Annotated in this window: 20 protein-coding genes; 14 read left to right on the top strand and 6 right to left on the bottom strand. The window is 60.3% G+C overall.

The features are described from left to right. Positions 1 to 49: 49 nt before the first annotated feature. Complete coding sequence (locus AC3IX1_RS12855; protein WP_489388475.1) at positions 50 to 952, bottom strand: universal stress protein; 903 nt, start codon at positions 950 to 952, stop codon at positions 50 to 52. 272 nt (positions 953 to 1,224) lie between these two features. On the opposite strand from AC3IX1_RS12855, the gene AC3IX1_RS12850 reads away from it, so the two are divergent. From AC3IX1_RS12850 to AC3IX1_RS12840, 3 genes are read left to right on the top strand one after another with little or no spacing between them, the layout of a single operon-like run. Beyond that, complete coding sequence (locus AC3IX1_RS12850) at positions 1,225 to 2,520, top strand: sialidase family protein (protein ID WP_489388474.1); 1,296 nt, start codon at positions 1,225 to 1,227, stop codon at positions 2,518 to 2,520. Beyond that, positions 2,517 to 3,134 carry a hypothetical protein gene (locus AC3IX1_RS12845; RefSeq protein WP_489388473.1) on the top strand — a complete coding sequence of 206 codons (618 nt, stop codon included), beginning with the start codon at positions 2,517 to 2,519 and terminating at the stop codon, positions 3,132 to 3,134. The genes AC3IX1_RS12850 and AC3IX1_RS12845 overlap by 4 nt, the downstream gene beginning before the upstream one ends. 32 nt (positions 3,135 to 3,166) lie before the next feature. Beyond that, positions 3,167 to 5,203 (top strand): LTA synthase family protein, encoded by a 2,037-nt coding sequence (locus AC3IX1_RS12840; RefSeq protein WP_489388472.1) that lies wholly within the window; start codon positions 3,167 to 3,169, stop codon positions 5,201 to 5,203. A gap of 64 nt (positions 5,204 to 5,267) precedes the next feature. On the opposite strand, the gene AC3IX1_RS12835 is transcribed toward AC3IX1_RS12840, so the two are convergent. From AC3IX1_RS12835 to AC3IX1_RS12820, 4 genes are all read right to left on the bottom strand, one after another. Next, positions 5,268 to 5,762, bottom strand: coding sequence for a hypothetical protein (locus AC3IX1_RS12835; protein ID WP_489388471.1), 495 nt, complete (start codon positions 5,760 to 5,762; stop codon positions 5,268 to 5,270). Between the two features lie 122 nt (positions 5,763 to 5,884). After that, positions 5,885 to 6,406, bottom strand: coding sequence for a GNAT family N-acetyltransferase (locus AC3IX1_RS12830; RefSeq protein ID WP_489388470.1), 522 nt, complete (start codon positions 6,404 to 6,406; stop codon positions 5,885 to 5,887). Between the two features lie 217 nt (positions 6,407 to 6,623). Continuing rightward, entirely contained in the window at positions 6,624 to 7,601 is a 978-nt protein-coding gene (locus AC3IX1_RS12825; RefSeq protein WP_489388469.1) for a LysR substrate-binding domain-containing protein, read from the bottom strand. Between the two features lie 73 nt (positions 7,602 to 7,674). Beyond that, a complete protein-coding gene (locus AC3IX1_RS12820) occupies positions 7,675 to 8,115 on the bottom strand; it encodes a carboxymuconolactone decarboxylase family protein (protein ID WP_489388468.1) in 441 nt (146 codons plus the stop codon). A gap of 204 nt (positions 8,116 to 8,319) precedes the next feature. Between AC3IX1_RS12820 and pdxR the strand changes: the two genes are divergently transcribed. The 4 genes from pdxR to AC3IX1_RS12800 all read left to right on the top strand — a co-directional run bounded on the left by pdxR (position 8,320) and on the right by AC3IX1_RS12800 (position 11,681). Then, positions 8,320 to 9,753 carry a MocR-like pyridoxine biosynthesis transcription factor PdxR gene (pdxR, locus tag AC3IX1_RS12815; protein ID WP_489388467.1) on the top strand — a complete coding sequence of 478 codons (1,434 nt, stop codon included), beginning with the start codon at positions 8,320 to 8,322 and terminating at the stop codon, positions 9,751 to 9,753. A 123-nt stretch (positions 9,754 to 9,876) separates the two neighbouring features. Continuing rightward, positions 9,877 to 10,170: an antibiotic biosynthesis monooxygenase family protein gene (locus tag AC3IX1_RS12810; protein ID WP_489388466.1), complete on the top strand. Its 294-nt coding sequence runs from the start codon at positions 9,877 to 9,879 to the stop codon at positions 10,168 to 10,170. A 160-nt stretch (positions 10,171 to 10,330) separates the two neighbouring features. Then, positions 10,331 to 10,741: a cupin domain-containing protein gene (locus tag AC3IX1_RS12805; RefSeq protein WP_489388465.1), complete on the top strand. Its 411-nt coding sequence runs from the start codon at positions 10,331 to 10,333 to the stop codon at positions 10,739 to 10,741. A gap of 229 nt (positions 10,742 to 10,970) precedes the next feature. Then, positions 10,971 to 11,681, top strand: coding sequence for an ATPase (locus AC3IX1_RS12800; protein ID WP_489388464.1), 711 nt, complete (start codon positions 10,971 to 10,973; stop codon positions 11,679 to 11,681). Positions 11,682 to 11,844: 163 nt separating this feature from the next. Here AC3IX1_RS12800 and AC3IX1_RS12795 read toward each other — a convergent pair whose 3' ends face one another. Beyond that, positions 11,845 to 16,731 (bottom strand): NAD-glutamate dehydrogenase, encoded by a 4,887-nt coding sequence (locus tag AC3IX1_RS12795; RefSeq protein ID WP_489388463.1) that lies wholly within the window; start codon positions 16,729 to 16,731, stop codon positions 11,845 to 11,847. Between the two features lie 504 nt (positions 16,732 to 17,235). Between AC3IX1_RS12795 and AC3IX1_RS12790 the strand changes: the two genes are divergently transcribed. The 7 genes from AC3IX1_RS12790 (at position 17,236) to AC3IX1_RS12760 (ending at position 24,719) form a co-directional block, all read left to right on the top strand. Continuing rightward, positions 17,236 to 17,589, top strand: a complete 354-nt coding sequence (locus AC3IX1_RS12790) for a hypothetical protein (protein ID WP_489388462.1) — start codon at positions 17,236 to 17,238, stop codon at positions 17,587 to 17,589. Between the two features lie 272 nt (positions 17,590 to 17,861). Beyond that, on the top strand, positions 17,862 to 18,821 hold the full coding sequence (locus AC3IX1_RS12785) for an AAA family ATPase (RefSeq protein WP_057715002.1): 960 nt from the start codon (positions 17,862 to 17,864) through the stop codon (positions 18,819 to 18,821). A gap of 5 nt (positions 18,822 to 18,826) precedes the next feature. Further along, complete coding sequence (locus AC3IX1_RS12780) at positions 18,827 to 19,771, top strand: DUF58 domain-containing protein (protein WP_489388461.1); 945 nt, start codon at positions 18,827 to 18,829, stop codon at positions 19,769 to 19,771. Further along, the gene (locus AC3IX1_RS12775; protein WP_489388460.1) at positions 19,768 to 20,262 is read left to right on the top strand and encodes a DUF4381 domain-containing protein; all 495 of its coding nucleotides are present in this window, start codon (positions 19,768 to 19,770) and stop codon (positions 20,260 to 20,262) included. The genes AC3IX1_RS12780 and AC3IX1_RS12775 overlap by 4 nt, the downstream gene beginning before the upstream one ends. Beyond that, the gene (locus AC3IX1_RS12770) at positions 20,255 to 21,337 is read left to right on the top strand and encodes a vWA domain-containing protein (protein ID WP_489388459.1); all 1,083 of its coding nucleotides are present in this window, start codon (positions 20,255 to 20,257) and stop codon (positions 21,335 to 21,337) included. Before AC3IX1_RS12775 ends, AC3IX1_RS12770 begins: the two co-directional genes overlap by 8 nt. After that, the gene (locus tag AC3IX1_RS12765) at positions 21,334 to 23,073 is read left to right on the top strand and encodes a tetratricopeptide repeat protein (protein ID WP_489388458.1); all 1,740 of its coding nucleotides are present in this window, start codon (positions 21,334 to 21,336) and stop codon (positions 23,071 to 23,073) included. The genes AC3IX1_RS12770 and AC3IX1_RS12765 overlap by 4 nt, the downstream gene beginning before the upstream one ends. Further along, positions 23,070 to 24,719, top strand: coding sequence for a BatD family protein (locus AC3IX1_RS12760; RefSeq protein ID WP_489388457.1), 1,650 nt, complete (start codon positions 23,070 to 23,072; stop codon positions 24,717 to 24,719). Before AC3IX1_RS12765 ends, AC3IX1_RS12760 begins: the two co-directional genes overlap by 4 nt. The last annotated feature ends 34 nt before the right edge of the window (positions 24,720 to 24,753 follow it).

Genomic DNA, 24,753 nt, shown 5'->3' with positions numbered 1-24,753 from the left:
TGTGATAGCTGCAGGAGCGAGTCATTTGGCTGAGTAATGGCCAATCCATTCACTGATCGGCAGATCCCGTAACGGCGAAAATGTTGCAGGGCACTTGGTACAGGACATGCTCCGTCGTACTGCCCACCCATTTGCCCAGTCCCTGGCGATGCGCATTTCCCATGACGATCACATCGGCCCGGTGATGCGCTGCAAAGTCGCCCAGTGCTTTGCCAGGTGGCCCTTCAACGAAGTGTTGTCGCTCAGTGGGCACGCCGTAGTGGTCGGCCAGTGCGATAAATGACTTTTGCAGTGACTTGCGCACATCGCTGCTGAAGCCCAGCATCGTCACTGCACCAGCACCTGCGTCGGATATATGTGTCTGCGATAGATCGTAGGCATGCAGCAGATGTAGCTCCGCGCTGCATTGCATCGACAATCCGTTCGCCGCCTGGATGATGCGGTCGTTGATGCCAGTGATCTGAGTCTCGGGTTGTGATGGATCGACTGCCGCCACTACCACCCGCGGAAGTGGGCACCTGATTTCGCTGACCAGATGCACAGCCACCGGACACTCGCGCAACAGATGCCAATCCAGAGGCGTAATGAAAACGCGCTTGAGCGCTGACTCGTGCTGCACGTCCTTGATCACCAGGTCCGGCTGCATTTCTGCCACGTGCCGAAGTATTTCCTGCAGCGCGGTTCGCGTAACAAGCACTTCGGTACTCACCGTGACTCCGCGCCCGCGAATAAGCTCGGCCTCATCCTTCAACCATTTTTCGTTCTCTTGCTGACAGGCTTCGCGAAAACGTGCACCGGCGCTCATCAAACCCATCAGGTTGGAGTCTTCGATAAACACCGTGATGTGCAGCGCAGCGCCAGTGGCCTCGGCAATGGCGACAGCTCGCTCCAATGCCGGGGTGTGGCGCATCGCTGGACCGGCTATCAGAAAGAGTCGTTGATACTGGCTCATGTAACACCTCCAAACGTTCGGGATATCTGGCTCCCCCAGCGCTCTGGCCTGTCACACCACCGACGATTTACTATCGCCTCAACCATCTGGATCGACACTATCAATATACGCCTGGATTCGATCTATTCCCCCTTTCGCCGGGTCGACTTTTTCAACAGCGGCGACACCGAAAACACATTTGCTAACAAATACTTCGTTTGCGAAAACCCGGACTTGCAACTATAGATGATAGGTTATGGCCCTCGATCGGGCCAAGAGATGCCTAGCCTCACATGCGCATCAGACTACCCAGTGTTCCTGCCCTCGGTGCTTATCTCGCACTGTCTTGCCTCTTCTTGACCGCATGGTTGCTCAATCCTGCCCACACGCATTCGTCCTTTGCGATGAATCCAGTGAAGGCTGTGGCCGATCAAGTGGCCCGGCCCATTTATACCAGCCGTTTCGCCTCGTCCGGGCTGGTGGACTTCGTACACTCCTCGGCCGTAACAGCCTTGCCTGACGGTAGCTTGATGACAGCCTGGTTTGCTGGCTCTCGCGAAGGCGCAGCCGATGTGCAGGTGCGTTCCGCCCGCTTCGACGCAAAAACCGGCGAATGGGGTGCTGAAAAGGTATTGGCGACTCGGAGTTCGACCCAACAGGGCACCCAAAGATACATCCGCAAGCTGGGCAATCCGGTGGTTGCTCTGGCACCGGATAAACGCCTGTGGTTGTTCTACGTATCCGTGTCCATGGGCGGCTGGGCCGGCAGTGCAGTCAACGTGATGGTTTCCGACGACTTCGGTGAACATTGGTCCGCTCCGCGCCAACTGATCACCTCCCCCTTTCTGAACATCAGCACCCTGGTCCGATCCGCACCGGTATTTCATGCCGACGGTTCCATTGGTTTACCGGTCTACCACGAATTCCTGGGCAAGTTTGCCGAGTACCTCTACTTGAGCGCAGACGGTGATGTGATCGACAAATACCGCATCAGCCACGGCAAGAACTCTTTGCAACCCACGGTGGTACCGCTGGATGGGCAGCGCGGTATCGCCTTGTTGCGATATGCCGGCAACACTCACCACCGTGTTCTGGCGACCCGCACTGAAGATGCCGGACAAACCTGGAGTGAACCTTATCCGCTCGACCCATCGAATCCCAATTCCTCGCTGGCGGCCGTCGCAACCCCCAAGCATGGGTTGCTGGTAGCGCTCAATGACCTGCAAGAGGGGCGCTTCAAGCTAAGCCTCTATGGTACCGACGAAAAAATGGACGATTGGCGCTCGTTGCGTGACCTGGACAAATCACCTGATCCGGAAGGCGATCCGTTTTCACCCCTGGCCTACAAAAAAATCATAGGCAATGAGTTCCGCGGTTCCAGTGGCGCGCTCCGCCAACCGCTGGAGGCGCAATTCCTGAAGAATCTCGACACACGTGTCTGTAACCCCCGAGGCTGCGAGTTTGAATATGAATATCCATATTTCATCCGCAGCCCCGACGGCATGTATCACCTGGTTTATTCCTGGAACAACACTTTCATCAAGCACGTTGCTTTCAACGATGCGTGGCTGTCCGAGCGACTCAAATGATTAACCTTTGGCAAGCCCATGTCAGCTTCGCGATGATCATCTTCCTCGTGCTGCCGTCTTTCGGTTTGAACAGGAACTGGCGTATCGCTCTGCTTGCCGCCTTGCTGGCCGCCGGCTTCATTCCACTGGACGGGTTGTCGTTGGCCGTGTATTTGCGCAGCCACATCGATGACCTTGCGATCACGTCACTGGTGTTCATGGCATGGGGGTGTTTACGTCGGCTGGGCTTCCTGCCACCTGCGCAGCAGGGCAAAACCGGCATATTGATCATGTTCGCCCTGCTGGCCCTGGTGCTGTATCCGGCAACCCTTGGTCTGAGCGATCTGGATCCTTATCGGCTTGGATACAACCCGCGCCCGATGTTGATTTTCTTCGCACTGCTCACTCTGGGCCTGTTTTACCTGCGCAACAGCCTGGCCGTCGTGATGCTGGCCAGCGCGACCCTGGCCTTCATCGCCGGGATAAAACCTTCGCAAAACTATTGGGATTACCTGATTGATCCGCTACTGGGTCTGTTTTGCTGCGTGGCACTTCTGATGCTTTTCACACGCTGGACGTATGGTTACCTGAACAAACGACTCAGCTCAGTGCGTAACGTATCCGGATCCGCTTGAGCTCCAACGACATTTTTAACAGGGGAACATGGATGGGCTGGCTGCAATCGAGACGTTTGCACTATTGGCTAGGCGCGACAGCGATTCTGTTTGCGTTGTTTGCCCTGCTACGGGTGATGTTCTTTTTCGGCTATTCCGGTTTCGACGCTAATGCCCTGACCAACGACGAGGCCGTGCGCAAAACCCTGGGCATCGGTTTTCGTTTCGATCTGCGCCTGGCCATTCTGGTGATGCTGCCGTTGGCCTTGCTGGCCTGGATTCCTCGCTGGAACCTCATCACAAGCCGCTTGCTGCGCTGGATCGCCCGCCTGTATATCTTCGCGTCCCTGGGTGCCCTGCTGCTGGTTTACATCATCGATTTCGGGCATTACGCGTACCTGGGCGTGAGGATCAACGCGACGGTGTTGCGCTTCATCGAGGATGCACAGATATCCCGTGACATGGTCTGGCAGACCTACCCGGTCATCTGGATTTCTCTGGGTTGGCTGGCAACGGTAGCGTTGACGACACTGGCCCTGGTGCGTCTGGAACGAGTGACGCTGGACCGCCCTCGCAAACCGATTCACCCGCTCTGCGCCACATGGGGCGGTGCGTTGATGGTCATTGTGGTATTGCTGGGCATCCTGGGCCGTGTCGAGAACATGAACCTGGAAAACCCGGTGCCATTGCGCTGGAGCGATGCCTTCTTCTCGGGCAATAACCAGACTGCCGCACTGGGGCTCAACCCGGTGTTATTCCTCTATGACACGCTCAAGGTCGGCCAGTCGCGCTATGACGAAGCGCAGGTGCGCAAGCACTATTCAGTCATGGCCAACTACCTGGGCGTTGACCAGCCCGATCCGCAAACTCTCAATTTTGTTCGCCACCAGGCACCACAACCCTACAAAGTACCGGGATCACGACCGCCGAACGTGATGTTTGTCATGCTTGAATCCCTGGGCACCAGTGCCGTCGGGGCCTACGGCAACCCGATCAATCCGACCCCCAATCTCGATCGCCTGGCCACGCAGAGCTGGTTCTTCGAGCACTTCTATGTGCCGGTGACAGGCACTGCAAAAACAGTATGGGCCAGCATTAGCGGGGTCCCTGACGTCACACGTCAGGAGACTGCGACGCGTAACCCGCTGATCACCCGGCAGAACTCCCTGGTCAATGCCTTCACCGGCTACGAGAAGATCTACACCATCGGCGGCAACTCCGGCTGGGCCAACATGAATGCCTTGATTCGGCAAAGCATCGACGGCGTTCGCTTGTACGAAGAGCGGGACTGGAAATCCCCGGTGGTGGATGTCTGGGGCATTTCCGATCTGGACCTGTTCAAGGAAACCGACCAGCTCCTGCAAGCGCTGCCCAAGGACAAACCGTTCTTTGCGTATGTACAGACGGCCGGCAACCATCGTCCCTTCACGATTCCCAAGACCAATGACGGATTCGAGGTCAAGCACCCTACCCTCGAGGAAGTCCAGGCCGCTGGATCGCGCAGTGTCGAGCAATACAACGCCGTGCGCCTGCTTGACTTCAACATCGGCCGCTTGATGGAAATCGCCAAGGCAGGCGGCTACTACGACAACACCATTTTTGTGCTGTTTGGCGACCATAACACCCGTATCGCGCAGATCCCTTTCCTGGCCCCGGCCTATGAGCAACTGGGCCTGGAAAGCAATGCGGTGCCGATGATCATCCATGCCCCGGGCTTGCTCGGTACACGCAAGGTCCAGGAGGCGGTTGGCCTGGTGGATTTGCTGCCAACCGTGGCGGGCATGGCCGGTCTTGAGTTCCGCAACAGCGGCATGGGTCGAGATATCCAGCAGCCGGCGCCCGAGGGTGAACGCGTGGTACCGCTGGTATTGCGTGAGGGAACGTTCCCGTTGATTGCCGGCGTGACTCAACATTACATGGTGCAAATGGAGCACGACGGCAGCTCACCAACACTCCACGACCTTGCCTCGAAGACGCCTCTGGATAACGTGGCTGAACAAAACCCTGAAGAGTTCAAACGCCTGGCGCAACTGACCCGCGCCATGCATGAAACCTCAAGGTTAATGCTGTATCAGAACGTGCGACAGTAACGGCTGACGCCAGCGAGCCCGCGCCTATGGTCCAGATAGACGCGGGACACCCTGACCGAAAAAATCAGCTGCGCTCGCGGGGAATCAGGCTCTGCAGCTGTTGCGCCAGAAAGTTCGCATCGAACTCAAAGGTATCCGGGTCCTTCAAGCCATTGGTCTTGCGCCACTGCCAGCCAGTGGACGGCGGCAGGCACACCAGTGACACGCTGCCATAACGCGCTGCGGTAAACCCCATCACGGCAACCGAAATCTGCCCGCCGACACCCATCACATCCGGCACGAACTCCACCGGCTTGCCAGCAATCACAATGGACAGCTTTTCGCTCTTGAACGTCGATGTCTCGACTGGCACGCTCGGCCCCGATGCGACATAGGCCTCACGGCTTACTTCCAGCAGATGCGGTACCAGCACCGGCTCCAGCCACTGCTGGATCTGATCGAACAGCTCAGCAATGCGCGTCGCCCATTGTGCCGATTGCGACTCGAACAGCTGTTTCTTGTGCGCTTCGCTTTCTGCGTAGTGACGAAGCATCTCGCCCAGCTGCTGTACATCGTCCATTGCGGTGGTCCTTTGGTTGAAGCAGTACTGCGGACTTTCAGAATGGCAGATGCGCGTTGCCAGCGTACGACTAAAAGTGCGAACGGTATTGGCTGCGGTGTCGTTTGCCCTGGGCGACTGACTCAACCAGCCTTGGGCCTGCGGCGCAGGCGCGCCATGCTCAAGGTGTCCACCAGCACGCCGTCGCGCACGGCATAATCACGGAACAGGCCCTCGGTTTCGAAGCCGAACTTGCGGTACAGGGCAATGGCCGCTTCGTTGTCGGCATACACCGACAGCTCGATGCGCCGCAGATTCATCCAGTTGTCGGCGATGTCCAGTGCCGCCGCGAGCAGCTTCGAACCCACGCCCTTGCCCTGCCACGCCACCGCAACGCCCATGCCGAAACTGCCGGCATGGCTGCGACGAATGCGTGAGAACTGCTCCAGACCAATGTTGCCGATGACCGTGCCTTGATGCAGGGCCACCACTTTCACCAGGCGTTCGTTATCCAGCGCCAGGCGACTGCGCCAGAGTTCGGTGGACTGAAATGGCATTTGCAGGGTTTGACGGGCGATTGTCGGATCGTTGTAAAGCGCCGTAATGCCTTCGATATGAGATTCGTTGAAACGTTCGAGGGTGATGACAGGTTCGGTGCTTGGCATGGGTGAATCATCCTTGAAGCAGACATGGCCATTCACTCTATAACGAACGAAACCTTTGTGGCGAGGGGGCTTGCCCCCGTTCGGCTGCGCAGCAGTCGCAATAACGGGCACTGCGGTTTGCAGGGTGAAAACGAGTAATGGTTTGTCGGGGGTCGCTACGCAACCCAACGGGGGCAAGCCCCCTCGCCACAAGGATTGCAGTCTATTCAAGCTATCTTCATTCGAACCACTCCCGGCGCTCGCTGAAGGTATTTTCGATCAATTCGACGATCATCCGTACTTGCTCGTCGCCCCCGGAATCAGCATTGACCGCCATCCACACCTGACGCCGCATGGGCTGGCCAAACAGGCCCGGCAAGGCAATCAGCCCGCGGTCGAAGTGGCTCATGTAATGCGGTAGCAGACCGATGCAGGCACTGCAACGGATCATCTCCAGCATCAGTTCCCAGGATTGCAGTTGCACCGCCCCGGCCAGGCGCTGGTCAACCAGTGCATTCCATGGTCGGAAGCTTTCGACCTGGCCGTCCTGCTGCCATTGCACCAGGAGAAAATCGGCCAGGTCATCCAGACATTCTGGCCTGGAAGCAACCCGCGAATAGCGCTTGGCAATGTGCGGCAGGTATTCCAGTTGCGCCAGGCGCCGGGGTTCGGTGGTGGCAAAGCTCGGCCCCGGTAACGGCGATCCGGTCTCACCCAGCCACACCACCACGTCGGCGCTGACCGCCTGCAAGGCCAACTCGCTGTCGAGGGTCATGATGTCCAGGCGCACGCTGGCGTTGCGCCGCAGCAGTGCAACCAGGTCACGACCGAGAATGTCATGCAGGATCGAATCCGCCACGGCCAGGCGAATCAACGGCTGCGCGATTACCGGCAAGTTGCGCTCATGGGCCAGGGCGAGCAATTGTGCGTGCAATCGCAAGCCATCGCGGCTGAGGCTGAAACCATTGTCTGCATGATTGAACAACGAACACTGGAACTGCGTTTCCAGCAGCACCAGTTGCCTGCGCAGACGGGTGGCCTTGATGTTGAGACTGCGGGCGGCCTGCATGAAGCAACCGCAACGGGCGCTGACGGTGAAACACAGCGCCAGTTCGGGGTCGATAGACGCCGCCAACTGGCGCCAGGACGTGTTTTTATCGATAGCGACACGATACTCGGCAGCCCCCTGATGGGCGCTGGCTTCCATGACTGACATTGAGGACTCCCTGTCGAACTGACACTGACAGTTGCATCCTGCGCAACGTTCATGAACCTGCTGTGACAATGACTCAGGGGCTGGGTGTCTGCCTAAAGCTCACGGCCAGGCGATTCCAGCTGTTGATGGTGGTAACGGCAATGGTCAGGTCGACCATTTCGCTTTCACTGAACTGCTCACGGGCTTGGGCGTAGACATCGTCCGGCACGTGGCTTTCGGAGAGCAAGGTGACCGCCTCGGTCCAGGCCAGCGCGGCTCTTTCCCGGAGATTGAAAAAGTTGCTGTCGCGCCAGACCACAATGGAATACAGACGCCGGTCACTTTCGCCCAGGCGCCTTGCATCCACCGAGTGCATGTCGGTGCAAAAGGCACAGCCGTTGAGCTGCGAAGCACGAATCTTGATCAGGTGCAGCAGGCCCTGCTCGATGCTCAGGCTGCTGGTCAGGGCCTCCATGGCGATCATGGCTTTCATCGCCTTGGGGGAGGCGCTGTAGTAATCCAGACGGGGGTTCATGGAGCGATCTCGTGCAACCGTGATGTGGTCTTCACGGTAATCTCCGACGCGGGTGCATGACAGATCCAATCAGGCGATTTCCCCGGGGACCACCGCCGCCAGACCAATCGACGGTTTTTCCACTGCGCAACTTCTGTACCACAAGCGGATAGGGGTAATCTTGCGCGACGCACACGCGCCCAACAGCCCCGGAGCCTCGCCGGTATGGAACTACATGTTGTCATCAACGGCCGCAAGGATCTGGCCGGCCAGCTGTACAACCAACTGCGCAGCGCCATCGAGTCCGGTCGCCTGACCGCCGGGACGCAACTGCCGCCCAGCCGCTTGCTGGCCGAACAACTGGGTATATCGCGCAAGACCATTTCCGATACCTACGCCCAGCTGACCTACGAAAACTTCCTCACCGGGGTGGTCGGCAAAGGCACCTATGTCAACGCGCGCTCCTCGAAGGTGCAGCGTAAACAGAGCCACACCGAGCTAGCCAGCTTCGAGGTGATCGAGTCCTGGCGCAACCTGCCGGTGTTTCTGCGTCATCCGACCCTGGAAGGCTCGCTGCGCTACGACTTCATTGGTGGCGCCACCAGCAAGGGCCAGTTTCCCCAAGACGACTGGCGGCGCTGCACCTCCCATGCACTGCGCCAGATGGCCGGCTCCAAGGGCTTGTACAGCTTGCCCGAGGGCTTGCCAGCGCTGCGTAACGCCATTGCGCAGCACATCGCGTTCTCCCGCGGGGTCAATTGCCAGGATGAGGATGTGGTGGTGTGCAACGGCGCACAGCAGGCGCTGGACCTGATTGCCCGGGTGCTGATCAGTCCGGGCAGCCTGGTCGCCATGGAGGACCCCGGCTACCCGCCGGCGCGCCTGCTGTTCGGCACCCATGGCGCCACGGTGATTGGTGTGCCGGTCGACGCCGAAGGCATTGTGGTGGACCAGATTCCTCACGGCACACGCCTGATCTATGTCACCCCTTCGCACCAGTTCCCGCTGGGCATGCCCATGAGCCAGGCGCGCCGGGAAGCACTGCTGGCCAAGGCCCATGAGCTGGGTGCGATCATCATCGAGGACGACTACGACAGCGAGTTCCGCTATGAAGGCCGCCCCACCGATTCCCTGCAAAGCATGGATGAACGGGGGATCGTCGCCTATGTCGGGACGTTCTCCAAAACCCTGTTGCCGGAACTGCGGCTCGGTTATGCCATCCTGCCGCCAGCGATCCTCGAGGCTGTGGTGCGCGCCAAACAACTCACTGACCTGCACACCTCGACCCTGCCGCAATGGGCGTTGGCCAAGTTCATCGCCGAAGGCTGCCTGCTCAAGCACATCCGACGCTGCCATACGGTCTATGCCGGGCGCCGCGAGCGGATCCTGGCGCGCATGGCTGGCGATCTTTCGCCCTGGCTGGAGGCGGTACCGTCCACCGCCGGCTTCCACATGGTGGTGATGTGCAAAGTGCCGATGGATATGCCATTGGTGATCGAACTGGCGAAAAAAGTCGAAGTCGGGCTCTATGCCATCGACAGCTTTTTCTATCAGCAAGCGCCCAGGGCCGGGCTTTTCTTCGGTTTTGGCGCCATCGAAACCCTCGACATCGACATCGCCCTGGACCGATTGCGCGACATTCTGCAGCAGGTGGCCTGACGGATTGGCCTGCGGCTTTATCTGTCGATTGGCTATTGGCGGTCCCGGGGGCCGGGCCTATCCTGCATAGGCGTTATCCCTCAATGAGCAGGATTCGTCCGACCTGATTCAGGAGTGTGAGCAATGTCCCATGAAGTGATCAATACCGTACAGGTACAGGCCGCCGCCGGCCGCTCGGATGAACTGGGCAAGCAACTGCAGAAGATTGTCGAAACCCTGCGTGAACTTCCCGGCTGCGAATCCTATATGGTCGACCGCTGCCCCGAGGACACCAATCGCTGGACCGTCAGCGCCCACTGGCAATCGGAAGCGGCCATGCGTTCGCATTTCAACTGCCCCGAAGTCCAGGGCTTCATCAACCTGATTGATAGCCAGCTGGCCAATGCCGTGGACTTCAACAGTTTTCCGATCGTTTAACCATTTCCTGTGGTGAGGGAGCTTGCTCCCTCACCATCATTTTTTCTCCGTTGGCCCGTCTGCAATTGGTCCCCTCGCCTTCCAGAATATTGGCTGTTTAACCTCTACAGCTTGCGCACTACTGTGGTTTGCAACAACCAACCACCGCAGGTAAAGAACCATGAACATGTTGCGCTTGTGTGCCGCCCCCCTTGCCGCCCTGGCCCTGATGTTTTGCGCATCGGCCTTTGCCCATGACCCTTCGGAAAAGGTCACCGTTTTGCAGGAGGAAATGCTGAAGAACGTGCCTGGCAAGAAAGCGCTGATGATCGAGGTCGATTACCAACCCAGTCAGTCTTCCATCGCCCACAAACACGAAGGCACCACCATGGCCTATGTCCTTTCCGGGGCAATCACCTCCCAGGTGAAGGGCCAGCCGGCGAAAACCTACAAGCCCGGAGAATTCTGGTACGAGCCGGCGGGGTCGGAACACCTGGTGTCGAAAAACGCCAGCGCAACCCAGCCTGCCAAGTTGCTGGTATTCATGGTTTTGGCCCCGGACGAGAAAGTGTTGATCCCATTGGAACACTGATGGCTGAACGTACAGCTATAAATAAAAAGGCTCGAATCGTGGATTCGGGCCTTTTTATTTCCTCACGCAATTAACCGAGAACTTTTAAACCAAACAAAACTATTGGTCACCAGACAAGTGCAGGTATTGGCTATTTAAATAAATCATTCAGGGTTTAGTCTTGAATCACCGCCGGTACCACGCCGGCAACTTTAACTTTCGACTGAAGTTGTTTCACTGGAGAAACACCATGAAACTTGCGCTCGCCAGTACGTTGACCATGGCTGTTGTTTTAACCGGTTGCTCGGTCCCTACCGCACCTACGGCGGTCTCTTCGCTGAACGGTATCTTCACCGAACCGGTAGGCCGCAGCGCTGCCACCCGCATTACCAACGGCAGCCATGTCTCGCTGGGCATCGTCTACAGCCAGAATACCCAGACCAACCGCGCTTATCTTCAGGATTACCAGGCCAACGCCGGCACCGGTTTCGGCCAGAGCCTGTTGATACAGCCGATCCATGACGCCTATGTGGCCACCTCCAGGCCGGACATGGCGGTGGATTGGGTCAAGGCCTCCCTCCAGCGGCAGTTCGGCTCGGTTATCGTATACCCGGACATGCAGAGCCTCAGGGCCGCAAAACCGGATGTGATGGCAGTGGTCGACACCCGCAGTCAGCTGATGACATCGCGCAGTTCGGATATCCAGGCGGATGTCAGTGCGGACTTTTATGACAAGAACTTCAACTACATCGGTACTGCACAAGGCCATGACGCCAAGGCACTTAGTCCGGTATGGGCCGACTATAAGCGCAGTGAAGAGATAGTTGCGGACATTAACGAGCAACAGAGTGTGCAAGTTAGGGCGCTGCAAAAGTTTGACCAATCGCTCAGCAATTTACTGACCAGCCCGACAAGTAATGTGTCGATGCTTGATAATAACTCAAGCCAAAAGTTGTATTGAAACTGAAGGCCCTATCGCGAGCAGGCTCGCTCCTACAGTTGACCGCATACTACCTGTGGGAGCGAGCCTGCTCGCGAAGAGGCCAGTACAAACTTCCCTGAACTTCAAGGCAAAAAAAGCCCCTGCATCTTTCGATACAGGGGCTTTTTCATTCAGCGCCTGATCAGGCAGCCGGTTCCAGCTCGGCGGCGACAGCGGCAGTCACTACCGCTTGACCGCTCAACGCCAGGTCCAGCAGTTCGCGGTTGGCCACCGCGTACATGGCGTAGTCGGTGCCGCTGGCGGCACGGATTTCCACCAGCATGGCACGCCAGCGTTCGATCATGCTCTCGTGCTGCGCCATCCACAGGGAGAGTCGTGTTTCCACGTCCTGGGTGCCGTTGCCCTGTTGCAGGACCGAGATGGTGATCGCGCGTTGCTGCCAGTCGACGTCATCGCGGAACGCTTCACGGGCCAGGGCCTGCCAGTTGTTTTCAACCGGTAGAGCGCTGATCTGTTGCATGTACCAGGTGATGTCCAGCGCGCTGCCCACGGCGAAGTACGCCTTGGCCACGTCCGCCGGGTCCTGGCCGGTCACGTCAGAGGCCTCGATGATCGGCAGCAGGGTGTACAGGTGCGAGGTGCCAGCCACCATACGGGCCAGCAACTCCGGCACACCGGCTTCGACGTAAGCCTGATAACGGGCCTGCCAGGTTTCGCGGATCTCGCCACTGAGCAGCTCGTCGAGCTTCAGGCCCAACTCCTTCAGATGCGGACCGAAGTGCGCGACGTCACGGGCAGCGTTCTGCTCGTTGCGACGGGCACGCAGGAACCAGCGCGTAGCGCGACGGCCCAGGCGCATCAGCTCGTCCATCAGCTCCAGTTGCACGTCGGCGGAGACCTGGTAGTCCAGGGCTTCAATCTGACGGAACCAGTGCGGGAGATGGAAAATGTCGCGCACGATCACATAAGCGCCGGCCACGTTCGCCGGGCTCATGCCGGTCGACTCTTTGAGTCGCTGAACGAAGGTGATGCCCATGTGGTTGACCAGATCGTTGGCGATCTGGGTGCTGACGATTTCGCGCTTCAGACGGTGACGACGCATCGCCGCGGAGAACTTGCTCACCAGGGTTGGCGGGAAAGCGGTTTCCATGTCGCGGGTCAGGTAATCGTCGTCCGGCACCAGGGAGCCCAGCAACTGCTCCTTGAGGTCGATCTTGCTGTACGAAATCAGCACCGACAGCTCGGCACGGGTCAGGCCATGGCCTTCAGCGACACGCTCGTTGATGGCTTCTTCGGCCGGCAGGAACTCGATGGCGCGATCCAGCTTGCCGCGACCTTCCAGGTCGTTCATCAGGCGCTTGTATTCGGCGATCCGCGGCAAGGCGCGACGAGCCGCCAGGGACAGTGCCTGGGTCTGCTTGTAGTTGTTGCCCAGCACCAAGCCACCGACTTCGTCGGTCATGCTCGCCAGCAACTGGTTACGTTGCTTGTCGGTCATGTCGCCGGCCTGAACCACTTCGTTCAGCAGGATCTTGATGTTCACTTCGTGGTCGGAGCAGTCCACACCACCGGCGTTGTCGATGAAGTCGGTGTTGGAACCGCCGCCATTGAGGCCGAACTCGACGCGACCCAGTTGGGTCATGCCCAGGTTACCGCCCTCGCCCACGACTTTGCAGCGCAGTTCGTTGCCGTTCACGCGCAATGCATCGTTGGCCTTGTCGCCGACATCGGCGTGGCTTTCGCTGCTGGCCTTGACGTAAGTACCGATACCGCCGTTCCACAGCAGATCCACCGGCGCCTTGAGCAAGGCGTTCAGCAGCTCGGTCGGGGTCAGCTTGTCGGCCGAGATGTCGAAGCGTTCCTGCATTTGCGGGGAAATCGCAATGCTCTTCGCGCTACGGGAGAAGATGCCGCCACCTTCGGACATGATGCTGGTGTCGTAGTCCGACCAGGCCGAACGCGGCAGGTCGAACAGGCGCTGACGCTCGGCGAAGCTCGACGCCGGCTCAGGGTTTGGATCGATGAAGATGTGCAGGTGGTTGAAGGCCGCGACCAGTTGCAGCTTGTCGGACATCAGCAAGCCGTTACCGAACACGTCGCCGGCCATGTCGCCGACACCGACCACGGTGATGCTGTCTTCCTGGACATTGATGCCGCGCTCGCGGAAGTGGCGCTGAACGCCCACCCACGCGCCCTTGGCGGTGATGCCCATCTTCTTGTGGTCGTAACCGGCCGAACCACCGGACGCAAACGCGTCACCCAGCCAGAAGCCGTAGTCGATGGCAATGCCGTTGGCGATGTCGGAGAAGGTCGCAGTGCCCTTGTCCGCAGCCACTACCAGGTACGGGTCATCGTGGTCATGACGCACGACGTTGGCCGGCGGCACCAGGGCGCCGTCCTTCAGGTTGTCGGTGATGTCCAGCAGGCCGGAAATGAAGATGCGGTAGCAGGCGATGCCCTCGGCCGCGATCTCGTCACGGCTGCCGCCCAGTGGCAGGCGACGCGGCAGGAAGCCGCCCTTCGCACCCACCGGCACGATCACCGAGTTCTTCACTTGCTGGGCTTTTACCAGGCCCAGGACTTCGGTACGGAAGTCTTCTTCACGGTCGGACCAGCGCAGGCCACCACGGGCCACGTTGCCGAAGCGCAGGTGCACGCCTTCGACGCGCGGCGAGTAAACGAAGATTTCGAATTTCGGTACCGGCTTCGGCAGTTCAGGGATCAAGTGCGGGTTGAACTTGAAGCTGAAGTACGACTTGTTATGGCCGTTGGCATCGGTCTGGTAGAAGTTGGTGCGCAGGGTGGCCTTGATCAGGTCCAGGTAGCGACGCAGGATGCGGTCTTCGTTCAGTACCTGGACGTCGTCCAGAGCGGCCAGAATTGCGTGTTCCAGACGTTGTTCGAGGTCGTCGCTGCTCAGCTTGCGTGCCAGGTAGAAACGGGTCTTGAACAACCGGGTCAGTTCGCGAGCGATGTCGGTGTGGTTGTTCAGGGTGCTGGCGATGTAGCCGAGGTCGAAGCCCAGGCGGATCTGCTTCAGGTAACGGGCGTAGGCACGCAGCAGCGCCACGTCGCGCCATGGCAGGCCGGCGGTCAGTACCAGACGGTTGAACGCATCGTTCTCGGCATCGCCACGCACGATGTGGACAAAGGCGTCCTGCAGCGTGTCGTTGAGTTGCTGGATGTCGAGTTCCAGGCCTTCGGCGGCGGTGAACGCGAAATCGTGAATCCAGAATTCGCGGCCACTGTTGTGGCGCAGGCGGTACGGGAACTCACCCAGCACGCGCAGGCCGAGATTTTCCAGGATCGGCAGGACGTCGGACAACGCCAGCGGAGTGTCGGCGTGATACAGCTTGCAGTGCAGCATGCGCTGGCCGGACACCTGGCCCAGCGGCTGATAGAAGCTCATCACCAGCGGATTTTTTTCGTTGAGGCTCAGCAGGTGCTGCATGTCGACCACCGCCGAGTGAGCGGCGAAACGCTCGCGGTAGCCGGCCGGGAAGCCTTTCGGGAAGTCGGCCAGCACGTTGGTGCCGTGGGCTTCGCCGAAGCTTTCGATGGTCAGGGCGGCGTAGTCGTCCTGCCAGCTGCGGCAGGCCTGCACCACTTCTTTTTCCAGCAGCAGCGGGTCGATGTCGAGGCGGTTTTTCGGGTCGACGCGCAGGATAAGCTGCACGCGGGCCAGCACGGACTCGGAGAAGAAGGTCCAGAACTCGCAATCGGTCGCTTTCAGGCGATCCATCAGTACTTGCTGGATCTTCTGGCGCACTTCGGTGGAATAGATGTCACGCGGCACGTAGGCCAGGCAGTAGCAGAAGCGGCCGTACGGGTCTTTGCGCAGGAACACTCGAATCTTGTTGCGTTCCTGGATCTGCACGATCGACATCACGGTGCTGAACAGCTCGTCAACCGGGGTCTGGAACAGATCGTCGCGCGGCAGCACTTCGAGTACCTGCGCCAGTTCCTTGCCCAGGTGAGCCTTGGCCTGGAAGCCGGAACGGTGTTCGATTTCCTCAACCTTGCGGCGGATGTACGGGATCACCCGCACGCTCTCGCCATACACCGACGAGGTGTACAGGCCCATGAAACGGCATTCCTTGATGACCTTGCCGTTGGCGTCAACTTCACGGATCGACACGAAATCCGGATAAGCCGGACGATGGACACGGCTTGGGTGCGAAGCCTTGGCGAACGACAGCAGGGTCGGTTCGCGCAGGTAGTTCACGGCGTAGTCTTCGATGCGCAGGTCATCGTAGGTCAGGCCAGCGCGCAGCAGCTTGGTCAGGCCAAGGAAGGAATCCTTGTCGTAGACGATATGGCCGCCATCGGCTTCATCGCTGACCACGAACTCTTCGTAGCCGAGGAAGGTGAAGTGGTTGCCCACCAGCCATTCCAGGAAGCTCTTGATTTCGCTCTTCTCGTCGCCATCGACGGCGAACTGGCTGTTGTCCAGCTTGGTCAGGATCTCCTGGACCTTGGCCTTCATCGGCTCGAAATCGCCGACGGCCACACGGACTTCACCGAGCACCTGCTCCAGCTCTTTGCTCAGCACATTGAGCTCGGCGGTGTTGGCGCAGCGGTCGATTTCCAGGTACATCAGCGACTCTTGCTGAATGTCGTCGCCCTGGGTGCCTTTTGGCAGGATTTCCAGCAACTCGCCCTTGCTGCCACGACGCACGCTGAGCACGGTGGTTTGCAGGGTATGGATGCTGTAGCCGCGGCGGTTCAGCTCGGTACGCACCGAGTCCACCAGGAATGGCAGGTCGTGGTGCAGCACTTCGACCGCGGTGTGGGTCGACTGCCAGCCGTGGCGTTCGTAATCGGGGTTGTAGACGCGCACTTGCGGCTGCGCGTGATCGAAGCGCTCAAGCAGGCGCCATGCAGAAAGGGTGCAGCCAGCGAGGTCGGACAACCGACGCTGGGTCAGCTCGTCAAGGGAAATGATGCCGAAGAATTGTTCAGCGAACAGCGCCACTTGTGGCAGTGCCTGTTCACTGATGTGCTGCGCCAGTGCCGCTTGCAGTTGGTGCTGGAAGTCGGCTTTGCTGGCTGCGGTGAAGAACGCCATCTGTGGTACTCCGCTTGGGCTTGTTATTGATGGAAGCGTCGCGTGCAAAACCCCTGTTCGGGGCTACCCGTCACCCCGTTCCTGATTCTCGGGCAGAGGAAACAGGGTGACAGGTGGGTGAAGCTGGACGGGACACTCGGGTCACATTCACCTTCCGTGAATGGGCATCTGCAAAAACGACTGGGCTGCGTGCAGCGCAATGTCTTTACGGGTGCTCATCCGTTGCGCAGCTTAACCAGAGCGGCAAGGCCCGTGCTTGCGGTGCTGCGACATATTCGGTCATCGGCACGCAGCTCAAGGCATGCGCATCGAACAACACTAGCAGTCGTACAGAAAAATGACGGTTATCCATCCGGTTTTATGGGACATGCGTACCAGAAATGACCAGTAACACTCTGCCCGTTCGTAACCCGGTCATTCACACGCGGACAAGCAGAAATGTGCGCGGACTGGCAGAATCGCCCTTTGCTGCGTTTACCACGCCCGTCGAGCCAGGAATTTCCCATGAAAATGAAAACCGCCCTCTTGATCGTCAACCCTTGCGACGACGAAGAAGACAACATGGCCATGCTCTGCTGCCACAGCGAACAGGGCGAAATGTTCCTGATGAGCCGCTACCCGGATGAAGACGAACTGGAAATCACCCTCGACGGCGAACCTTCGACCCTCGATGGCGTGAAAGTCACCCTCAGCCCTTCCCTGCTGAAGATCGAAATTGCGGCTGCGGATGCCGATGCGCTGAATGGGGATGATGTACTGGAGATCACTTTTGATGCCGATATGACGGATCTGGCTGAAGTGGAAGAGACCTTGCAGAACATTCTTAAAGGCACTGGCACCTTTATCAGCCAGATTTGAGGTGTTTGATCTGTCCTCATCGCGAGCAGGCTCACTCCTACAATTGATCGTCGTACACCGTCAATAATGTAGGAGTGAGCCTGCTCGCGATGGGGCCGGCACAGCCACCCAATCACTCCCCTGCTACAAAAATCCAGCAATTACCCCAATCATTTCCCGCACTTTGCGCAAAATGCCGTTAGTCGGCGCCCCCCGCGATGGATTAAAGTAACGCCCCCAGCCCTGGCGTATTTCGAACGTCCTCGGCCACCCTTTTGCAGGAACAGTCATCGATGGAACATCGTGAAGCGCTGCTGGCGCTGCGAACCTTTCTTTCAACGCAGATTCTCGGCCAGGAAAAGCTCATCGAGCGCTTGCTCATCGCCCTGCTCGCCGACGGCCACATGCTGGTCGAAGGCGCTCCTGGCCTGGCCAAGACCAAGGCCATCAAAGAATTGGCCGAAGGCATCGAGGCCCAGTTCCACCGCATCCAGTTCACCCCTGACCTGTTGCCGGCCGACATTACCGGTACGGAAATCTACCGCCCGGAAACCGGCAGTTTCGTGTTCCAGCAAGGCCCGATCTTCCACAACCTGGTGTTGGCGGACGAAATCAACCGTGCCCCGGCCAAGGTTCAGTCGGCCTTGCTCGAAGCCATGGGCGAGCGGCAAGTCAGTGTCGGGCGCAGCACCTATGAGCTGTCGCCGCTGTTCCTGGTGATGGCCACGCAAAACCCCATCGAACAGGAAGGTACCTATCCGCTGCCGGAAGCCCAACTTGACCGGTTCCTGATGCACGTGAAAATCGGCTTTCCCGATGCCACTGTCGAGCGCCGGATTCTGCAGCAAGCCCGTGGAGAAGCCCTGAACGGCGAAGCGAAGCCTGAGCGTCGGGTGACCCAACAGACGATTTTTGTCGCACGCAAGGAAATCCTCGGCTTGTACATGGCCGACGCCGTGGAGGAATACCTGGTGCAACTGGTCATGGCCACCCGCACCCCGGCCAAGTTCGATCCGGAGATGGCCGAGTGGATCGCCTACGGCGCCAGCCCCCGCGGTTCGATTGCCCTGGACCGTTGCGCCCGCGCCCACGCATGGCTGGCCGGACGCGACTTCGTCAGCCCCGAAGATATCCAGGCCGTGCTGTTCGACGTACTGCGCCATCGCATCATTCTTTCCTTTGAAGCCGAAGCCGCCGGCATCGATCAGGACCGTGTGGTCCAGCGGATTCTCGACGTCGTAGCCGTCGCTTGACCCCGATGAACGCCAGCCTGCCGCCCGAGCCGGGCATCCGTGTCAGCCTCGCCGACCTGATCGAGATGCGCCATCGCGTGCGCGAAGTGCAGCTGTTTTCCACGCCGAGCCAACGCAGCCCGCTGATCGGCCTGCACCATTCCAAATTGCGCGGGCGTGGCGTCGACTTCGATCAGGTGCGGGTCTATCAGGCCGGCGACGATGTGCGCACCATTGACTGGCGCGTGACCGCGCGCACCCAGGAGCCTCACACCAAGCTGTTTCACGAAGAACGTGAGCGGCCGATTTTCATCATGGTCGAACAAAGCCGCCGGCTGTTTTTCGGTTCGGGCCTGATGTTCAAGTCGGTGCTCGCCGCCCAGGCCGCGAGTCTGATCGGTTGGGCGGCCCTGGGGCACAACGACCGGGTCGGCGGACTGGTGTATGGCGACAATGAGCACTACGAAATCAAGCCTCGGCGCAGCAAGCAAAGCCTGCTGCAGTTGCTCAACCGGCTGGTGCGAGTCAATCAGTCGCTCAACAGCGAAATCGAGCCGGACCGTGACGCCTTCGGTATCGCCCTGCGCCGCGCCCGGGAAGTGTCACGCCCGGGCAGCCTGGTGATCGTGATCTGCGACGAACGCGCCCTGTCGGACAGTGCCGAGCAACAACTGAGCCTGTTATCGCGTCATTGCGACCTGCTGCTGCTGCCGGTGTCCGATCCGCTGGATCATGCCCTGCCCGCCGCTGGCCTTTTACGTTTCGCCGAGCGTGGAGCGCAATTGGAACTCGATACGCTGAATTTCGACCTGCGCCAGGCTTACCGGGCCCAGGCCGAAGCACGCATCGCTCGCTGGGAGCTGCTCGCGCAGAAACTGCGGGTGCTGATGATGCCTTTGAGCACTCAGAGCGAGATGGTCGAGCAATTGCGCGAATACCTGAACCCACAGAAACCGGGGAAAGGTCGATGAGCAGCCTGGATCAACTGCAACCACTGATATCCCCGCCACCGGTGGAGTTCTGGCCTCCGGCACCAGGCTGGTGGTTGCTGCTTCTGTTGGTGCCACTGATCGGTATGGGCCTGTGGAAGCTGCGTCGCTTTATTCCGGACAAGCGCCCCGTGGTACGTGCTGAACAACCGCTTGACCCGGTGCGCCTGGCCGCACTGGCCGAGTTGGCAATGATGCCCAAACCCTACGACGGTGCGCCGGCCGGCGCCTGGCTGCAGCAACTCAACGGTTTGCTCAAGCGCCTGTGCCGCAACCACTATCCCTACAGCCAGAGCCATACCCTCAACGGCCGCAAGTGGCTGGCGTTCCTCGACAATCGCTGCCCGGCCGCCGGGTTGACCCGCTGGATGGTGCTGGTCGAAGGCGCCTACAAACCCGAATGCAAACTCGACGACAAGGCCATCGCCGGCCTGACCCAGGCCGTCGACACATGGATTCGCAAGCATGTTTGAGTTCGCCTGGCCGTGGATTTTTGCCCTGTTGCCGCTGCCGTGGCTGATGCGCGTCGTATTGCCGGTGGCCGACAGTGGCGAACCGGCGCTCAAGGTCAGCTTCCTCAGTGATCTGGAAGGCCTCGCCGGGCGTCGCGCCCGGGCCAACCTGCCGGCATGGCGTCAGCAGGCACCCTTCATACTGCTGTGGCTGTTGCTGCTGGTCGCGGCGGCGCGCCCGCAGTGGCTCGGCGAACCCTTGCCGATCGCCGCCAGTGGCCGTGACTTGCTGGTGGCGGTGGACGTTTCCGGCTCCATGGACTTCCCTGACATGCAGTGGCAGGACGAAGAAGTGAGCCGACTGGCGTTGGTCCAGCACCTGCTCGGCGATTTCCTCGAAAGCCGCGAAGGTGACCGGGTCGGCCTGATTCTGTTCGGTAGCCAGGCCTACCTGCAAGCCCCGCTGACCTTCGACCGCCACACCGTACGCGTCTGGCTCGACGAAGCGCGCATCGGCATTGCCGGCAAAAACACCGCCATCGGCGATGCCATCGGCCTGGCCCTCAAGCGCCTGCGCTCGCGCCCGGCAACAAGCCGCGTGTTGATCCTGGTCACCGACGGGGCCAACAATGGCGGTGAAATCGACCCGCTTACCGCTGCGCGACTGGCGGCCAGGGAAGGCGTGAAAATCTACCCGATCGGCATCGGCGCCGATCCGGAGCAAAGTGGCACGGTCGGCTTTCTCGGCGTCAATCCGAGCCTGGACCTTGACGAGCCGTCCCTCAAAGCCATCGCCGAAGCCACCGGCGGCCAGTATTTCCGCGCCCACGATGGCAAGGAACTGCAATCGATCAAGGACACCCTCGATCAACTGGAGCCCGTGGCCCAGCAACCGACCCAGGCCCGCCCGGCCCAAGCGTTGTACCACTGGCCGCTGGCCCTGGCGCTGTGGTTGAGCATGCTGCTGCTGGCACCCGTGCTTTGGCCGGACAACCCCTTGCAACGCCTGTTTACCAAGGATCTGTTTTTGCAAACGCAATTGCTGCCCGACTGGCGCCAGCGTCTCAAACGCCTGCGTCTGCGGAGGCGCCGATGAGCGTGCTGTGGCCCTACTGGTTCCGCCCCTGGTGGCTGTTGTTGCTGCCGGTGCTTGGCTGGTTGCTCTGGCAGCTCTGGCACCGCAAGAAGCGCGCCGGGCGCTGGCAGATGATCCTGCCACCGGCCTTCCACGCGGCATTGCTCAGCGGTGGTAGTGGTCGCGACAGTAAATTGCCCTGGATCGCCCTCGGTATCGCCTGGCTGTTGACCGTGCTCGCCCTGCTGGGACCGAGCTGGCAGCGTGTCGAACAGACCAGTCAAAAGCCCGCCGATCCGCTGGTGGCGATTCTCGAACTGACCCCGGAAATGCTCGCCACCGACGTCACGCCCAATCGACTGGAACAGGCACGACGCAAGCTGCTTGACCTGCTAGAGATTCGCAGCGACGCGCAAACTGCCATCGTCGTCTACGCCGGCAGTGCCCACACGCTGGTACCGCTGTCAGATGATCTTGCCACCAGCCGCAACCTGTTGGATGTGCTGAAGCCGTCGTTGATGCCAGAGGCCGGTCATCGCGCCGATCTGGCGGTGCTCAAGGCCCTCGCGCTGCTCGATCAGGCTGCTTTGGGCGACGGCCGTATCCTGCTGGTTGGTTCGTCCCTGACCGATCAGGAGCGGCTGGGCATCCGTCGCGCGCTGAGCGGCAAATCGACGCAATTCCTGATGCTCGGCATCGGCACCGCCGAAGGCTCGCCAATCACCCAGGAGGACGGCAGTTTCCTCAAGGATGAACAAGGCGCCATTCTCGTGCCGCGCCTCGACGAACCTGGTTTGAACAGTTTTGCCAACGACCTGGATGGCCACTATCGCCAGGCGCGCCTGGACGATAGCGACCTGCACGCCCTTGGCCTGCTCGACGGTCCACGCCACTTGCGCAACGACGGTCAGACCTTGCGCCTGGACACCTGGGCCGACCAGGGTTATTGGTTGCTGCTACCACTGTTGCTGCTCGCGGCCTGCGCGGGACGTCGCGGTTGGCTGCTGTGCCTGCCGCTGCTATTGGCGCTGCCTCAACCGAGCTACGCCTTCGACCTCGCGGACCTGTGGCTGCGCCCTGATCAACAAGGCTTGCATTTACTCAAGCAGAAGCGCCCTGCGGAGGCCTCGCGACGCTTCGAAGACCATCAGTGGCAAGGCGTGGCGCTCTATGAGGCCGGCGACTACGCAGGCGCCGCCGAGCGGTTTGCCGAAGCCGACGATGCCCACGCCCACTACAATCGAGGCAATGCCCTGGCCAAAAGCGGTGAGCTGGAGGCAGCCTTGGACGCTTACGAACAGGCACTGGAACGTCAACCGGATCTGCGTCCGGCACTGACCAACAAGGCGCTGGTCGAACGTCTGCTCAAGGAGAAAAACACGCCACCCGCTCCCAAGCCAGACGAAGCCGGCAACGCCCGGCCCGAAGCCGAATCGGCGGAGCCACCGCCCGGTGCCGCCGCCCAACCCTCGAGCAGCGGTGAACCGAAAACCGAGGGCCAACCGACCCGCCCGGATGAGGAACAATCACCCACCAGACCGCCGAAACCGGGGACCAACGAGGTACCGGGCAGCGAACTGGGTGACGAACAACACACCACACCGCCCTTGCGCCCGGCCACCGACAGCATCGAAGGTGAACAGCGCCAGGCACTGGAGCAGTGGCTGCGGCAGATCCCGGATGACCCCGGTGAACTGCTCAGGCGCAAATTCTGGTACGAACAGCAACAACATCAGGATCAGGAAGAAACTCGATGACCCGCTTCACCGTTTTATTGCTCGCGCTGCTGCATGGCCTGTTGTTCTGCACGGTTCAGGCACAGGCCGCAGAACTGGTCGCCAGTGTTGATCGCAGTCGCCTGAGTTCGGGCGAGACGGTCGAACTGACCCTGGAATCCAGCGATGTCACCCAGTTCGGCAAACCTGACCTGACAGCGCTGGAGCCGTTGTTCGAAGTGCGCGGCACACGCCAGGTCAACCAGCTCAATACCCTGAGCGGTGAAAACCAGGCCACCACCCGCTGGATCGTCACCCTCCTGCCCCGGCAAAACGGCAGCGTGGTGATTCCGCCACTGCAACTGGGCGAACTGCAGAGCCAGCCGATCACCCTGCAAGTGGTCGAGAGCGAAACACCGGACATCCCGACCGAGCGGGCCGCGGTGTTCATTGATGCCAGCCTCGATCAAACCAGTGTGTACGTTCAGGCTCAGGCAGTCCTGACCCTGCGCATCTACCACTCGGTGTCGCTGTACGACGACAGCAGCCTGCCGCCCTTGCAGATCCCTGATGCGCGCATCGAACAATTGGGCGACTCACGCACCTACGAAAAGGACATCGACGGCCTGCGCCATGGCGTGATCGAAATGCGCTACGCGATCTACCCGCAACACAGTGGCGAACTGATCATTCCGGCACAGATCTTCAACGCCGCGCTGGTCGACCCGCAACCGGTACAGGACGCAGCCCAGGGGCCCAAAGCCGGCAAGCTGATGCGCGTCACCTCGACCGAACTGCTGTTGACGGTCAAGGCCAAGCCCATCACCTATCCGGCCGATGCCCCCTGGCTGCCAGCACGCAGCCTGACCCTGAGCGAAAGCTGGAACCCGGAGCCGGATCACACCCTGGTCGGCGACTCACTGACCCGCAGCCTGACGGTGAAGGCCGAAGGTTTGTCCAGCACCCAACTGCCACCGCTGCCCGGTACCGATGTCGGCGGTCTGCGCCGCTACCCGGATCAACCGGTGCTCGGTAACCAGAACAGCGAACGCGGCCTGGTCGGCAGTCGTGAAGACCGCGAGGCCCTGGTGCCGACACGGACCGGCGCCATCGAACTGCCCACGGTCGACGTGGTCTGGTGGAACACCTTCGAAGACCATCTGGAACACAGCAGCCTGCCCGCTCGCACGCTGCACGTGGCGGCTAATCCGAGCCTGATGGTCGACACCCCGGCCGGCGCCTCACTGGCCGATGCCAGTGCCGACAGCGAAGCACTCTGGCGCTGGAAGCTCAGCACCTTGATTCTGGCCTGCACCACCCTGCTCGGCTTCGGCCTCTGGTGGCGTGGCCGCTGGCAACCGGCGGTGGCGCGTGTCGCTCAAACCGGCCCGAGCCCGCGCACCGTACTCGACGACCTCAAGCGCGCCTGCCAGGCCAACGACTCCCACGCCACCCGCCAGGCCCTCGACGCCTGGGCCCGCCAACAGCCGGAAACCCTGGCCGACATGGCCGCCCGCTTCGTGCCACTGTCCAACGCCCTCGACGGCCTGAACGGCGCGCTGTACAGCGAAACCGGCCAGTATTGGCAAGGTGACGAGTTGTGGCGGGCGATCAAGGCGATCCCGATGGCCGAACGGGTGCAGGACCCGGTCGGTGACAGCGGGTTGCCGCCGCTTTATCCGAAGTAAACACCAACCCGTGGTGAAGGGCTTGCCTGTGGCG

This window comes from Pseudomonas sp. KH_046_2 (assembly GCF_057838985.1).
This window is presented reverse-complemented; position numbering and strand designations above follow the sequence as displayed.

What these genes read in the sequence shown, in the direction of transcription:
- AC3IX1_RS12840 (WP_489388472.1), top strand. Translation starts at nt 3,167, where the DNA reads ATGGGCTGGCTGCAATCGAGACGTTTGCACTATTGGCTAGGCGCGACA.
- AC3IX1_RS12770 (WP_489388459.1), top strand. Translation starts at nt 20,255, where the DNA reads ATGTTTGAGTTCGCCTGGCCGTGGATTTTTGCCCTGTTGCCGCTGCCG.
- AC3IX1_RS12830 (WP_489388470.1), bottom strand. Translation starts at nt 6,406, where the DNA reads ATGCCAAGCACCGAACCTGTCATCACCCTCGAACGTTTCAACGAATCT.
- AC3IX1_RS12805 (WP_489388465.1), top strand. Translation starts at nt 10,331, where the DNA reads ATGAACATGTTGCGCTTGTGTGCCGCCCCCCTTGCCGCCCTGGCCCTG.
- AC3IX1_RS12845 (WP_489388473.1), top strand. Translation starts at nt 2,517, where the DNA reads ATGATTAACCTTTGGCAAGCCCATGTCAGCTTCGCGATGATCATCTTC.
- AC3IX1_RS12760 (WP_489388457.1), top strand. Translation starts at nt 23,070, where the DNA reads ATGACCCGCTTCACCGTTTTATTGCTCGCGCTGCTGCATGGCCTGTTG.
- AC3IX1_RS12780 (WP_489388461.1), top strand. Translation starts at nt 18,827, where the DNA reads ATGAACGCCAGCCTGCCGCCCGAGCCGGGCATCCGTGTCAGCCTCGCC.
- AC3IX1_RS12775 (WP_489388460.1), top strand. Translation starts at nt 19,768, where the DNA reads ATGAGCAGCCTGGATCAACTGCAACCACTGATATCCCCGCCACCGGTG.
- AC3IX1_RS12850 (WP_489388474.1), top strand. Translation starts at nt 1,225, where the DNA reads ATGCGCATCAGACTACCCAGTGTTCCTGCCCTCGGTGCTTATCTCGCA.
- AC3IX1_RS12795 (WP_489388463.1), bottom strand. Translation starts at nt 16,731, where the DNA reads ATGGCGTTCTTCACCGCAGCCAGCAAAGCCGACTTCCAGCACCAACTG.
- AC3IX1_RS12785 (WP_057715002.1), top strand. Translation starts at nt 17,862, where the DNA reads ATGGAACATCGTGAAGCGCTGCTGGCGCTGCGAACCTTTCTTTCAACG.
- AC3IX1_RS12800 (WP_489388464.1), top strand. Translation starts at nt 10,971, where the DNA reads ATGAAACTTGCGCTCGCCAGTACGTTGACCATGGCTGTTGTTTTAACC.
- AC3IX1_RS12810 (WP_489388466.1), top strand. Translation starts at nt 9,877, where the DNA reads ATGTCCCATGAAGTGATCAATACCGTACAGGTACAGGCCGCCGCCGGC.
- AC3IX1_RS12820 (WP_489388468.1), bottom strand. Translation starts at nt 8,115, where the DNA reads ATGAACCCCCGTCTGGATTACTACAGCGCCTCCCCCAAGGCGATGAAA.
- AC3IX1_RS12835 (WP_489388471.1), bottom strand. Translation starts at nt 5,762, where the DNA reads ATGGACGATGTACAGCAGCTGGGCGAGATGCTTCGTCACTACGCAGAA.
- AC3IX1_RS12855 (WP_489388475.1), bottom strand. Translation starts at nt 952, where the DNA reads ATGAGCCAGTATCAACGACTCTTTCTGATAGCCGGTCCAGCGATGCGC.
- AC3IX1_RS12790 (WP_489388462.1), top strand. Translation starts at nt 17,236, where the DNA reads ATGAAAATGAAAACCGCCCTCTTGATCGTCAACCCTTGCGACGACGAA.
- AC3IX1_RS12765 (WP_489388458.1), top strand. Translation starts at nt 21,334, where the DNA reads ATGAGCGTGCTGTGGCCCTACTGGTTCCGCCCCTGGTGGCTGTTGTTG.
- pdxR (WP_489388467.1), top strand. Translation starts at nt 8,320, where the DNA reads ATGGAACTACATGTTGTCATCAACGGCCGCAAGGATCTGGCCGGCCAG.
- AC3IX1_RS12825 (WP_489388469.1), bottom strand. Translation starts at nt 7,601, where the DNA reads ATGTCAGTCATGGAAGCCAGCGCCCATCAGGGGGCTGCCGAGTATCGT.